General features: G+C 66.0%; 8 protein-coding genes. 7 read left to right on the forward strand and 1 reads right to left on the reverse strand.

Translation table 11 applies throughout. The annotated features are described in order from the left end of the window. Window positions 1-67: 67 nt before the first annotated feature. The 5 genes from WBP06_RS27575 (at window position 68) to WBP06_RS27595 (ending at window position 6,358) form a co-directional block, all read left to right on the forward strand. Window positions 68-1,273: a hypothetical protein gene (locus WBP06_RS27575; RefSeq protein ID WP_395335843.1), complete on the forward strand. Its 1,206-nt coding sequence runs from the start codon at window positions 68-70 to the stop codon at window positions 1,271-1,273. 219 nt (window positions 1,274-1,492) lie between these two features. Beyond that, the gene (gene nirB / locus WBP06_RS27580) at window positions 1,493-4,021 is read left to right on the forward strand and encodes a nitrite reductase large subunit NirB (protein ID WP_395335845.1); all 2,529 of its coding nucleotides are present in this window, start codon (window positions 1,493-1,495) and stop codon (window positions 4,019-4,021) included. A gap of 5 nt (window positions 4,022-4,026) precedes the next feature. Continuing rightward, window positions 4,027-4,362, forward strand: coding sequence for a nitrite reductase small subunit NirD (gene nirD / locus WBP06_RS27585; RefSeq protein ID WP_395335848.1), 336 nt, complete (start codon window positions 4,027-4,029; stop codon window positions 4,360-4,362). Beyond that, a complete protein-coding gene (cobA, locus tag WBP06_RS27590) occupies window positions 4,359-5,138 on the forward strand; it encodes a uroporphyrinogen-III C-methyltransferase (RefSeq protein ID WP_395335851.1) in 780 nt (259 codons plus the stop codon). Before nirD ends, cobA begins: the two co-directional genes overlap by 4 nt. Beyond that, complete coding sequence (locus WBP06_RS27595; protein ID WP_395335853.1) at window positions 5,135-6,358, forward strand: molybdopterin molybdotransferase MoeA; 1,224 nt, start codon at window positions 5,135-5,137, stop codon at window positions 6,356-6,358. The genes cobA and WBP06_RS27595 overlap by 4 nt, the downstream gene beginning before the upstream one ends. A gap of 87 nt (window positions 6,359-6,445) precedes the next feature. Here the strand turns inward: WBP06_RS27595 and WBP06_RS27600 are convergent, their stop codons facing one another. Further along, entirely contained in the window at window positions 6,446-6,853 is a 408-nt protein-coding gene (locus WBP06_RS27600) for a MarR family winged helix-turn-helix transcriptional regulator (RefSeq protein ID WP_395335855.1), read from the reverse strand. A 154-nt stretch (window positions 6,854-7,007) separates the two neighbouring features. Between WBP06_RS27600 and WBP06_RS27605 the strand changes: the two genes are divergently transcribed. Further along, window positions 7,008-8,717, forward strand: a complete 1,710-nt coding sequence (locus WBP06_RS27605) for a chloride channel protein (RefSeq protein WP_395335857.1) — start codon at window positions 7,008-7,010, stop codon at window positions 8,715-8,717. Window positions 8,718-8,932: 215 nt separating this feature from the next. Further along, entirely contained in the window at window positions 8,933-13,120 is a 4,188-nt protein-coding gene (locus WBP06_RS27610; RefSeq protein WP_395335859.1) for a molybdopterin-dependent oxidoreductase, read from the forward strand. The last annotated feature ends 117 nt before the right edge of the window (window positions 13,121-13,237 follow it).

Here is a 13,237-nt window from a genome sequence, read left to right on the forward strand (position 1 = left end):
GGGAAGGGCGGTGGATCCAGCGGCACGGCGCTGGATCCGCCGCCGCGATCCAGGGGGGAAACAAGCCATGCGATATCTGATGGGAACGGCGGCCGCGTTGGCCGTCGCGGGGTCCGCTCACGCCCAGGAAGTGAGCCTGAAGCCGATCGTGGAAGCACGCGCGCGGTACGAACATGTCGATCAGGATGGGCTGGATCAGGCCGCCGATGCGCTGATCTTGCGCGTTCGCGGCGGTGCCACTGCCACCACGGGCGCCTTGAGCGCAACCGTGGTCGCCCAGGGCACGCTGGCCGTGGTGGATGACTATTACGACGGCCTTCACGGAGCGGCGAACCGTCCGCTGGTGGCCGATCCACAGAACGTCGCGCTCTATCTGGCGCAGTTGCAGTACCGGACCAAGGCCGTGGCACTCACTGCCGGGCGGCAGAAGATCGCGCTGGATGACGAGCGCTTCGTCGGCAATGTCGGGTTTCGCGACAATGCGCAGACGTTCGACGCCATGCGGGCCGAAGTGACGCCGCTGAAGGGGCTGAAACTGGACCTGTCCTATGCCTGGAGCGTGCGGACGATCTGGGGCGTGGATGGGCACGGTGCACGGCAGCAGGCGATCACGGGAGACAACGTCCTTGGCAATCTTTCTTATGCCACGCCGATTGGCACGCTGACGGGCTTTGCCTATCTGGTCGATCAGGACGAGGCGCCGGTGCAGGGATTTCGCCTGTCCAGCCAGACGTACGGCGTGCGGCTGGCCGGCAGCCACGCCTTTTCGCCGGCCGTGAAGCTGGCCTATCAGGCAAGCTACGCCCGCCAGTCCGACTGGCACCACAATCCCAACGACTATCGTGCCGATTACTGGCTGGCCGATGCCACGCTGGATGCGAAGGGCTGGAAGCTGAACGCCGGTTATGAAGTGCTGGGCGCCGACAACGGCATTGCGCTCACCAGTTTCCAGACGCCGCTGGGCACCAATTTCAAGTTTCAGGGCTGGGCGGACAAGTTCCTGACCACGCCCGCCAACGGCGTGCGCGATCTCTATTTCGGCGGCGGCCATGGCTGGAAGCAGTTGGGTCCGCTTTCGGCCGTATCGCTGCAAGCGGCTTGGCATCGTTTCGACAGCGACCGGCTGGACCAGCACTATGGCAACGAGGTCGATCTTCTCGCATCTGCGAAGCTGCGCAGGACCGCGATTTCCTTGCGCTATGCGCATTATGACGCGCGCGAAATGGCCACGGATACCGATAAGTACTGGATTCAATTGGATTGGACCTATTGAACGAAAGGCGTGACGGAATCGCTTGAGCCCTCGGGCGTTTCCACATATGGTGCAGTGCAAAGGACAAGGTTGTCCTTCCTACATTGCCGAAGCGGCCCATCGGCGGGTCGTGGAGGCCCGAACGATGGCAAGGCCGCCATCCAGACTTCCGGTTTCGAACCGGGGGTCTGGATGGCGGCCTTTTCTCGTTCTCCCCTTTGAATTTCTGGAGGCGCGGGAATGGAATTTCAGGACGGGATCGAACCCCAGCAGACCCTGGCGACGGACTATGAGGACGCGCTGATCGTACCATCGGACGATGTGCGCGAACATCTGGTGGTGGTGGGCAACGGCATGGCCGGGTGCCGCGCGGTGGAGGAACTGCTGGCGCGTGATGCATCGCGCTACCGCGTCACCATCTTCGGGGCCGAGCCGCATGTGAACTACAACCGCATCATGCTCTCACCCGTGCTGGCGGGCGAGAAGAGCTTCGACCAGATCGTCATCAACCCGCGCGAATGGTACGATGACAACGGCATCGAACTGGTCACCTCCGATCCCGTTGTCGCCATCGACCGTGCGGCGAAGACGGTAACCGCGCAGTCGGGTCGCAAGGTCCATTACGACAGGCTGCTGATCGCCACCGGATCCGACCCCTTCATCATCCCGGTCCCGGGCAAGGACCTGCCCGGCGTCATCTCGTTCCGCGACATGAAGGACGTGGACCTGATGCTGAAAGCGGCCGGCAAGGGCGGCGACGCCGTGGTGATCGGCGGCGGTCTGCTGGGCCTGGAAGCGGCGCACGGGCTGGCCTTGCGCGGCATGAAGGTCACCGTGATCCACCTGATGCCCACCTTGATGGAGCGGCAGCTGGACGAAGCGGCGGGATGGCTGCTGAAGACGGCGCTGGAAGCACGTGGGCAGACGATCCTGACCGGCGCGGACACTGCCGCAATCTACGGCGAGGGCAAGGTGGAGGGCGTGCGCCTGAAGGACGGGCGCGAGATTCCCGCCAGCCTGGTGGTCATGGCGGTCGGCATCCGGCCCTCTACCGCTCTGGCGCGTGATGCCGGGCTCGATGTCGGGCGGGGGATCAAGGTGGACGACCACATGGTCACCAGCGACCCCGCCGTGCTGGCCGTGGGCGAATGCGTGGAGCATGACGGCAATGTCTACGGCCTTGTCGCGCCGCTGTGGGATATGTGCCGCAGCCTGGCCGATGGCCTGACCGATCGCCACAGCGGCTATCGCGGCTCCGTCACCTCGACGAAGCTGAAAGTCGCGGGGCTCGACGTGTTTTCCGCCGGCGATTTTTCGGGCGGAGAAGGTTGCGAGGACATCGTGCTGCGCGATGCTTCGCGCGGGGTCTACAAGCGCGTTGTCGTGAAGGACGACAAGGTGGTCGGCGCCGTGCTCTATGGCGATACGGCGGACGGAAACTGGTACTTCGACTTGCTCAGGAAGGGCGAGGATGTTTCGGAAATCCGGGATTCCCTGATCCTTGGCCAAGCCTTCGCTTCGGGCGGCGCTGCCGATCCGCTGGCGGCGGTGGCGGCGCTTCCCGATGATGCGGAAGTCTGCGGCTGCAACGGCGTTTCCAAGGGGCAGGTGGTCGCCTCGATCGCGGGCGGTGCCTGCAGCCTCGATGCCGTGCGTGCGACCTGCAAGGCCTCGGCCAGCTGCGGGTCGTGCACGGGCATCGTCGAAAGCCTGCTGGCGTTGACCCTTGGCGACGAGGTGAAGTCCGGCCCGAAGACCTTGTGCAAATGCACCAGCTTTACCCACGACGACGTGCGGCGGGAGATCGTGGCGCAGGGGATGCAGTCGATCCCCGAAGTCATGCAGAAGCTACACTGGTCGACGCCAGACGGCTGCTCTTCCTGCCGTCCCGCGCTCAACTACTACCTGCTCTGCGCGCTGCCGGGCGAGTACGAGGACGACCAGCAGAGCCGCTTCGTCAATGAGCGCATGCACGCCAACATCCAGAAGGATGGCACCTATTCGGTGGTCCCGCGCATGTGGGGTGGCCTCACCAACCCGCGCGAGTTGCGCGCGATTGCCGATGTGGTGGAGAAGTACGATGCGCCGATGGTCAAGGTGACCGGCGGCCAGCGGCTCGACATCTTCGGGATCAAGAAGGAAGACCTGCCCGCGGTCTGGGCCGATCTCAACGCCGCCGGGATGGTCTCGGGCCATGCCTATGGCAAATCGCTGCGCACGGTGAAGACCTGCGTGGGGTCCGAATGGTGCCGCTTCGGCACGCAGGATTCCACCGGGCTGGGCGTGAAAACGGAGCGGATGACCTGGGGTTCCTGGATGCCGCATAAGTTCAAGATCGCGGTCTCCGGCTGCCCGCGTAATTGTGCCGAAGCGACGATCAAGGACTTCGGGATCGTCTGTGTGGACTCGGGCTACGAACTCCATGTCGGCGGGAATGGCGGCATCCACGTGCGCGCCACCGACTTCCTTTGCAAGGTGGCCACCGAGCAGGAAGCGCTCGATTACTGCGCGGCCTTCGTCCAGCTCTATCGAGAGGAAGCACGCTATCTGGAACGCACCGCGCCGTGGATCGAGCGCGTCGGTGTCGATTACGTGAAGCAGCGGATCGTCGAGGACGAAGTGGGGCGCGAAGCCCTGCGTGCCCGCTTCCTCTATTCGCAGAGCTTCAGCCAGGAAGACCCCTGGGCCGAACGCGCGGCTGGCCATCAGGCCGAACTGCACCAGCACCTTGAACCCCTCGCCCCCAAACAACTGGCCGCAGCGGAGTGAATGACATGAACGACTGGATCGACATCGGCACCCTGTCCGACATTCCCCTGCGCGGCGCACGCACCGTGCAGATCGCGGGCGAGAAGGAGATCGCCGTGTTCCGCACCGGGGATGACCGCGTCTTCGCGCTCGTCAACGAATGCCCGCACAAGAAGGGGCCGCTCAGCCAGGGCATCGTCCACGGCCACTCGGTTGCCTGCCCGTTGCACAACTGGAACATCGCGCTCGCCAGCGGAGAGGCGCAGGGCGAGGACAAGGGCTGCACGCCGACGATCGCGGTGCGGCAGGAGGGCGATCGCATCCTGATCGCGCCCCCGCAGACCTTGCAGGTGGCCGCTTGAGCGCGGTTCTTATCCAACCGGGCGAGGTCTGGCTGGTCGGCGCCGGGCCGGGCGATCCGGACCTCCTCACCCGCAAGGCCGAACGGCTGATCGCGGCGGCGGACGTGGTGTTCTACGACGCCTTGGTCGGACCCGGCGTGCTGGACCTGATCCCGGCGGGGGTCGAGCAAGTGGGCGTCGGCAAGCGATCCGGCAGGCACAGCAAGGCGCAGGGTTCGATCAACGACTTGCTGCTGGAAGCGGCCCGCGCGGGCAAGCGCGTAGTGCGGCTGAAGGGCGGCGATCCCTCGATCTTCGGCCGTTCGGGGGAGGAAATGGATCATCTGGCGGCAGCGGGCGTGCCGGTGCGGATCTGCCCCGGGGTGACCACCGCCAGCGCGGCGGCGGCCAGCGGGCTTGCCTCGCTCACCCTGCGCGGGGTGGCGTGCGGCGTCACGTTCGTGACCGCGCATCTGAAGGCGGGCGAACCGCTTCAGCTCGATTGGGAAACGCTGGCCCGGCCGGGCAGTACGCTCGGCGTCTATATGGGCCGTGCGGCGGCGGGGGAAATCAGCCGCTCGCTGATCGCCGCCGGACATGATCCCGATACGCCGGTGATGATTGCCGTGAATGTCTCGCTGCCCGATGAGCGCCTCGTTCGCGGCAAGCTGTCGGCACTCGCCTTCCTCGTCGCCACGATCAGCGACGACGATCCCACCTTGCTGCTGATCGGCGAGGCGGTGGGCACGCGACGTTCCGCAGTGGCGGAACAGGCGGCAGTGGCAAGCTGGGCGTGAACGCACTGTCGATCGACGAGACCTGGCGGATCGTCACTCATGCCGTCGCGGCGACCCATGCGACCGAGACGGTGCCGCTGCGCCAGGCGTTCGGCCGCTGCAACGTCGAAGATATCCGCGCCGGTGGCGATCAACCCCGCTTCGATTCCTCGGCGATGGATGGCTGGGCCGTCGCCGATGGTGCAGGCGCCCATGAATACCGGATCGTGGGCGAGAGCCGCGCCGGGGTGGGCTTCGACCGGGCCATCGAAGCCGGGGAAGCCGTCCATATCTCGACCGGGGCGGTGATCCCGCAAGGCGCCACCGCGATCGTCCGGCGCGAACGCGGCATGGTCAGGGGGCAGACCCTCATCGCCGGGGAGATCGCGCCTGGGCGCGACATGCGGCAACGGGGCTGCGATTTCCGGAAGGGGGACCTGTTGCTGGCGGCCGGCCGGCAGATCGATCATTTCGACATTGCCCGCCTGGCAGCCTCCGGCCTGGCCCATCTGTGCGTTGCGCGCCGACCGAATCTGGCCTTGCTGGCGACCGGGGACGAGATTGTCGTGTCCGGCGCGGTGGCCGGGCCGGGCGGGAATTACGATGCGCTTTCGCCCGCGCTCTGGGCGCGAATGACGCAGCTTGGCGCGACGATCACCGATCTTGGCGTGGCGCCGGACCACGACGGCAGCATTTTCGATCGCGCCATTTCATCCGATGCGCGGCTGTTGATCGTCACCGGAGGAGCTTCGGGCGGCCGGCATGACAGGGTGCGCGCCGCGCTGGGGCCGATGGGACTGGAGGTGCTGGTTCCTGCCGTCCGAATGCGGCCCGGCAAGCCGTTCTGGTTCGGCCGCTGGGGGCGGGACGGAGAACGGCTGGTCGTCGGCCTGCCGGGTAACCCCGTCGCCGCGCTGGCCGCGCTGGAGCTTTTCGTAGTGCCCACATTGATGGCCGCGCAGGGGTTGTCTCCGGTGATGGCATGGCGCCCCTGCGCATCCATGCCGGTCCGCGCCGGCACTGGCGGCGAACGGGTCCGCTTCGCGCGGCGATCCGGGGACGGCGTCGATATCATCGGCATGGAGGACAGCGCTGCACTCAGCCCGTTGCTGGGTGCCAATGCGCTGTGCCGCCAGACCGATTTCGGAACGAGAATGGCGGATCTGCTCGGCTGGCCCGCCTCGTCCGGAGAGGATGCCCAATTTTCAACCGCTCCGTCGCGATATCTGGCCAGCAGTTGATCCGGCTGCATCGGATCAACTGCTCCAGGATTCTGATTTATCGTGTCTTCCGAGACATCAGGTGATGCCATCTGATTGGAAAACGTTCTAATCCTGCAGCTTGTCCAGCAGGGCAAGCAGCATGGGGCGCAGGCGGCGGATTTCATCCCGGTGCACGGCGCTCAGGCTTTCCAGCGTCTCATGCGCGAGCGGCGTCAGTTCAAGCAGGGACTGCCGCTTGTCGTGCGGGGAGGGAAGCCGCTGCACGTGGCCCAGCGCGACCAGCCGGTCGATCAGCCCGGTCGCGCTGTGCGGTTTCAGGATCAACCGTTCCGCCACGTGGCCCACCGTTGCCGCCCCCTGCGGCGCGGCCCGGATGACCAGCAATGCCTGATGCTGTTGCGGCGTCAGCCCGCAATTGCCGGCCTGAATTTCGCTGAAAGCCTGGAATTGCCGCAAGGAGAAGCGAAATTCGGCAAGGGCGGCATAGTCGGCGTCGGTCAGTTCTGCAGGCATAGTATCAGTCCGCATCGAAGGGTGATTTTGTCAATCTTGATTTATATCGCATTACGATATAAATGGCACAGCATTCTTCAACATGAGTCATCTGATAATGTCTTCTTTCCTCCCTTCTTCACGCCCATTGGCAGATCACAGTGCAGACCGCCGGATGTTGTTCCTTGCCGCGGGGGCGCTGGTCGTGGGCAGCGGAGGGGCAATGGGGGCATGGGTGCTGATGAAGGCGATCGCCATCGCCACCAACCTGTTCTGGTTCGGCCGCCTTTCCGCCGCGCCTTTGTCGATTACAGACAACGCGCTGGGCCTGTGGCTGGTGGCCGTTCCGGTGGTGGGCAGCCTGATCGTGGGATTGATGGCGCGCTTCGGGTCTGAAAAGATTCGCGGCCACGGCATTCCCGAGGCGATCGAGGCGATCCTGTTCGGCGAAAGCCGGCTCTCGCTGAAAGTCGCGCTGCTGAAGCCGCTGTCGTCGGCAATCTCGATCGGCAGCGGCGGCCCGTTCGGCGCGGAAGGGCCGATCATCATGACCGGCGGGGCCATCGGTTCCCTGCTCGCGCAGGCGTTCGATCTCAGCGCGGCGGAGCGCAAGACCCTGCTGGTCGCCGGTGCCGCAGCCGGGATGACCGCCATCTTCGGAACGCCGATGGCCGCGATCCTGCTGGCGATCGAGGTTCTGCTGTTCGAATGGAAGCCGCGCAGCTTCGTGCCCGTTGTCTGCGCGGTCATGGTTTCATGGCTGTGGCGCCCGTTTCTGATCGGTTCCGGCGCGCTGTTCCCGGTCCATCATGCCGTGGCGATCACCCCGTCGATGCTCGCCGTGGCGGCTGTCGTCGGCATGCTGACGGGGGCGCAGGCATCGCTGCTTTCCAGCGCGCTGTACCGGATCGAGGATATGTTCGCGCGGTTGCCGCTGCACTGGATGTGGTGGCCGGCGCTTGGCGGCCTGGTGGTGGGCATTGGCGGCCTGGTGGACGCGAATGCGCTGGGCGCGGGGTATGGCAGCATCCAGAGCCTGCTGGACGGTTCGTTCGCGATCCGCGCGGTTGTGACGCTGCTGCTGGTCAAGGCGGTGATCTGGTTGATCGCGCTGGGATCCGGCACTTCGGGTGGCGTGCTGGCACCGCTGCTGCTGCTGGGTGGTTCGCTTGGGTTCCTGCTGGGGTGTTTCCTGCCCGGTGGCAGCGCGGTCTGGGCGCTTGTCGGCATGGCCGGCATTCTGAGCGGTGCCATGCGCGCGCCGATCATGGCCGCGCTGTTCGCAGTGGAACTGACCGGCGATTTCGCGATGATACCGCTGACGATTGCCGCATCGACTTGTGCTTACGCCGTCAGCGTACTGGTCATGCGCCGGTCGATCCTGACCGAGAAGATCGCCCGGCGCGGCCGCCATGTCCTGCAGGAGTATTCGGTCGATCCGCTGGATTTCCAGCAGGCGGGGCAGGTGATGACGGTTCAGCCCGAAACCCTGCCGGGGCAGATGGCGCTGGCGGACGTGATCGGCTTCTTCGAGAATGACGCCCGGCACCGCAGCTATCCGGTGGTCGACGAGGCCGGCAGGCTTCAGGGCCTGGTCTCGCGCGGCGATGCCCTGCGCTGGCGGACGTGTGGGGCCGATCTGGCGGCCACCCTTGCCGAAGCGCTGTCGGACGCGTCCTGCCCCAGCGGTGTGCCTGCCGATCCGGTGGCGCACATCGTCGACCTGATGCTGGAGGCGGATCACGGCCGCATTCCGATCGTCGACGCGGCGACGCATCGCGTGGTCGGCATCCTGACCCGTCAGGACATCCTGAAGCTTCGCAAGGCCCATTCCAGTCAGGAGCGTGAACGCGGACGGGTTCGTCTGGTTCAGGACGCGAGCTGAATATCGCGCATCCGCTGGGCGCAATGCTGCAACGCAAAATGAGGCTTGCGTCCGGCGGGCGGGTTTGACAGGATAAAGCCCAGATATCGAGCCCCACCCGCAGCGCAGCGGGCACGGCTCCGCTCCTTGAGAGCACCATGGAATGGCAAAGGCGCCATCGACCGCATCCGGCAACGGATGCGGTCGATGGCGCCTTTTTTGTTGGGACGGCCGGCGTGACGAAACGTACTGTAAAAAGCGTATGCCCCTATTGCGGCGTGGGCTGCGGCATCGTGATGGAGGTCGACGGAAACCGCATCGTCAAGGTTTCGGGCGACAAGGCGCACCCCACGAATTTCGGCCGGCTCTGCACCAAGGGCGGCAGCTGCAACGTCCCCGTCGATGCCCCCGGTCGGGCAGCGGCCGCCTATGCGCGGATCGCCGGCGGCAAGGATCAGGGCGCCATCCCGATTGCGGAAGCCATCCATCGCACCGCCGCCGGCCTGCGCGCGATCATCGATCGGGACGGCCCCGATGCGGTGTCCTTCTACGTTTCCGGCCAGATGTCGCTGGAGGCGCAATACCTGGCCAACAAGCTGTGCAAGGGCTTCATCGGCACCAACAATATCGAGAGCAATTCCCGCCTCTGCATGGCCAGCGCGGCCAGCGGCTACAAGCTTTCGCTGGGCGCCGACGGGCCGCCGGGCTCCTACCAGGATTTCGACAAGGCGGACCTGTTCCTGGTGACCGGGGCCAACATGGCCGATTGCCACCCGATCCTGTTCCTTCGCATGATGGACCGCGTGAAGGCCGGCGCGAAGCTGATCGTCGTCGACCCGCGCCGCACCGCGACGGCGGACAAGGCGGACCTTTTCCTGCAGCCGAAGCCAGGCACCGATCTGGCGCTGCTGAACGGCCTGCTGCATCTTCTGCTGGCGGACGGCAAAATCGACGAAGCGTTCATTGCCGCCCATACCGATGGATGGGATGCGATGCCGGCGTTCCTGGCGGACTATCCGCCCGCCGCCGTCGCGCAGATCACCGGCATCGCCGAGGAGGACCTGCGCAAGGCCGCCGACTGGATCGGAGAGGCCCGCGAATGGATGAGCTGCTGGACCATGGGGCTGAACCAGAGCACGCATGGCACCTGGAACACCAATGCCTTGTGCAACCTGCACCTCGCCACCGGCGCGATCTGCCGGCCCGGCAGCGGGCCCTTCTCGCTGACCGGGCAACCCAACGCCATGGGCGGAAGGGAGATGGGTTACATGGGCCCCGGCCTGCCCGGCCAGCGATCGACGCTGAGCGAGGCGGACCGCCATTTCGTGGAGGACATCTGGGCCATCCCGCGCGGCACGCTGCGCGCGGAGAGCGGTTCGGGCACGATCGGCATGTTCGAGGACATGGCGGCGGGCCGGATCAAGGCCTGCTGGATCATCTGCACAAATCCGGTGGCCAGCGTGTCCAACCGCAAGACGGTGATCGCCGGGCTGGAAGCGGCCGAACTGGTGATCTGCCAGGACGTCTTCGTCGATACCGAGACGAACCGCTATGCCCACGTGATCCTGCCAGGTGCGCTCTGGGCCGAGGCGGAAGGGGTGATGATCAATTCGGAGCGGAACCTCACCTTGATGCAGAAGGCCGTGGACCCTCCGGGCGAGGCGCTGCCGGACTGGGAGATCATCGCCCGGGTCGCGCGCGAGATGGGATATGTGGAAGGCTTCACGTATGTCTCGGCAGCCGAGGTGTTCGAAGAAATCCGCCGGTTCTGGAACCCGCGCACCGGATACGACATTCGCGGCGCCAGCCACGATCGGCTTCGCGAAGGCCCGTTGCAGTGGCCCTGCGCGCCGGATGGCGAAGGGACGCGCAACCCGATCCGATACTTGCGCGCCGATGAGGACCAAACGCCCGCCTCCATCACTTTCCCGACCGATAGCGGCAAGGCGCAGTTCTGGGCGCGCCCGCACCTGATGCCGCGGGAGATGCCGGATCAGGACTTCCCGCTGGTGCTCAACACCGGCCGCCTGCAACACCAATGGCATACGCTGACCAAGACCGGGAAAGTCCCCACGCTCAACAAGCTCAACCCCGGACCCTTCGTGGAAATCCACCCCGAGGACGCGGCGGCGCTGGGAATTGCCGAAAGGGATCGCGTCGAAGTGCGATCGCGGCGGGGCACCGCGATTCTTCCTGCCGTGATCGCCGACCGTGTGCGGCCGGGCAATTGCTTTGCGCCGTTCCACTGGAACGACACTTTCGGAGAGAACCTGGCGATCAATGCGGTGACCAGCGATGCCGTCGATCCGATTTCGCTCCAGCCGGAATTCAAGTGTTCGGCCGTGGTGCTGTCCCGCCTGTCCGGCCCGGTGGAGGACGCGGTCTTGCCGCAAGCGGATGAGGGTGTGTGCGAACCGCCCGCGCTGGCGCCTGCCGCCCCATCTTCGCCATCGGCATCGTTGGAGCCGGCGCTGGTGGATGCTTTCGCCGGAATGCTGGGGCTTGGCGATGACCGTCCGTGGGTGCTTCGCGAGGATGAGCGGGCCTATCTGGCAGGTTTCACGACCTCGCTGCGCTCTGCCGAGGGGCGGCAGGTGGGCGGGGTTCCCATGCTGCCCCCCGGCGCACCGTTCGAGCCGGGCCGACGCCACTATGTGAATGGCTTGCTGGCCGGTCTGTTCGCCCGCGCGCCGGCAGGAGACGGGCAGCACGCGGCGGCGGCCGAAGCGAACCTTGCGCCCGTGATCGAGACGGCTGGGCCCGAAGTGCTACTGATCTGGGCCTCGCAGACGGGCAATGCCGAGGAATTTGCCGGCCAATGCGCCAGCCACCTTGCCGGACGGTCGCACAATGTCAGGTTGCTGGCGATGGATGCGGCGCGAGTGGCGGATATCGCCGCGGCGCGCGTGGTGCTGCTGGTCTGTAGCACGTTCGGCGATGGCGATGCCCCCGACAACGGCGGCAGCTTCTGGTCGGCTCTGGCAGATCCGGCGGCGCCGCGCCTGGGTGACCTCCGCTATGCGGTGCTGGCCTTCGGAGATTCAAGCTACGACCAGTTCTGCGGTTTCGGGCGCAAGCTGGACGCCAGACTGGACGAACTGGGCGCGACACGGCTGGCACCGCGCGCCGATTGCGAGCCGGACTACGAGGAAACCGCCGGACAATGGCTGGACAAGGTGGCGACAGCACTTGCCGAGGGAAATCGGGGCGGCGTGGATCCGGGCGGCGAAGTCGCCGTGTCGGTTTCGGCCGGGCTTCAACCGACAGTCGAGGCTTCGGTCCCGGCCACGGCTGTCCAACTCGCCGAATATTCGCGCAAGTCGCCGTGCCGCACCGCCCTGTCGCGCAATGTCCTGCTGAGCGGACTGGGCGCGCAAAAGGAAGTCAGGCAGATCGGCATGGGCATTGCCGGGCGCGGTTTCGCCTATCGGGCGGGCGATTCACTGGGCGTCTGGCCAGTCAATTGTCCGGCGCTCGCCCGCGAGATGCTGGAAGTGCTGGACCTTTCGCCGGAGGCGCCGGTCATGGTGAAGCAAGTCGGCGAACTGCCGCTGCTTGAAGCGTTTGTCCGCCACTGGGACATCACCCGGCTGAACCGCAACATTCTGGAACTGATGGCTGAGCGGCAGCCGGAGGCGGCCTTCGCGCCGCTGCTCGACCCCGATCGCAAGCCGGAATTCGACCAGTGGCTGTGGGGCCGGCAGATCGCCGATGTGCTGCATGAAACCGGGGTCCAGCTCAGCCCCAACGATCTGGCGCAGGTGATGCGGCCGCTTCAGCCGCGCTACTATTCGATCGCGTCCAGCCCGCTGGTTGAGCCGGACGAGGTGCAACTGACGGTCTCCGTCGTCCGCTACACCTGCCGGGGCCGCCGCCGCATGGGGCTGGGATCGGCCTTTCTGGCCGACCGGGCCGAAGCGGAAAATCCGGGCATCTTCCTGCAATCGTCGTCCCACTTCCGGCCGCCCGCCGATCCCGCGCGCGCAGCGATCATGGTCGGGCCGGGCACCGGGATCGCCCCGTTCCGGGCCTTTCTGCAGGACCGGCAAGCCTCCGGCGCGACGGGCGCCAACTGGCTGTTCTTCGGGGAGCAGCACGAGGCGACTGACTTCTACTACCGGGAAGAGATCGCCGACTGGCGGCGGAGCGGCCATCTGGATCGGCTGAGCCTGGCCTTTTCGCGCGATCAGGCGGACAAGATCTATGTGCAGCACCGCATGTTGGAGGAAGGCGCGGAACTGTGGCGCTGGCTGGAGGCCGGCGCGAACTTCTACGTCTGCGGGGACGGCAGCCGGATGGCGAAGGACGTGGACAGCGCGCTGAAGGCGATCGTTGCGCGGCACGGCGGCATGAAGGAAGAGGCGGCGAAGGACTATGTGGCGCAGATGCAGAGCGACAAGCGGTACCTGCGCGATGTCTATTGATCCCGGCATGAGCCCTTCCCGCAGGCGTCCTCACAAAAAACTGCAGCCAAGCGCCTTCGTCCTGTTCGGCACGATTGGTGGACTGCCGTTACTCTGAGACCTAAGTATGGCCGGGCC

This window comes from Novosphingobium mississippiense (genome assembly GCF_044029535.1).
GTDB lineage: Bacteria > Pseudomonadota > Alphaproteobacteria > Sphingomonadales > Sphingomonadaceae > Novosphingobium.

Coding starts and splice junctions, on each gene's coding strand:
- WBP06_RS27575 (WP_395335843.1), top strand. CDS start 68: ATGCGATATCTGATGGGAACGGCGGCCGCGTTGGCCGTCGCGGGGTCC.
- nirB (WP_395335845.1), top strand. CDS start 1,493: ATGGAATTTCAGGACGGGATCGAACCCCAGCAGACCCTGGCGACGGAC.
- WBP06_RS27605 (WP_395335857.1), top strand. CDS start 7,008: ATGTTGTTCCTTGCCGCGGGGGCGCTGGTCGTGGGCAGCGGAGGGGCA.
- WBP06_RS27600 (WP_395335855.1), bottom strand. CDS start 6,853: ATGCCTGCAGAACTGACCGACGCCGACTATGCCGCCCTTGCCGAATTT.
- nirD (WP_395335848.1), top strand. CDS start 4,027: ATGAACGACTGGATCGACATCGGCACCCTGTCCGACATTCCCCTGCGC.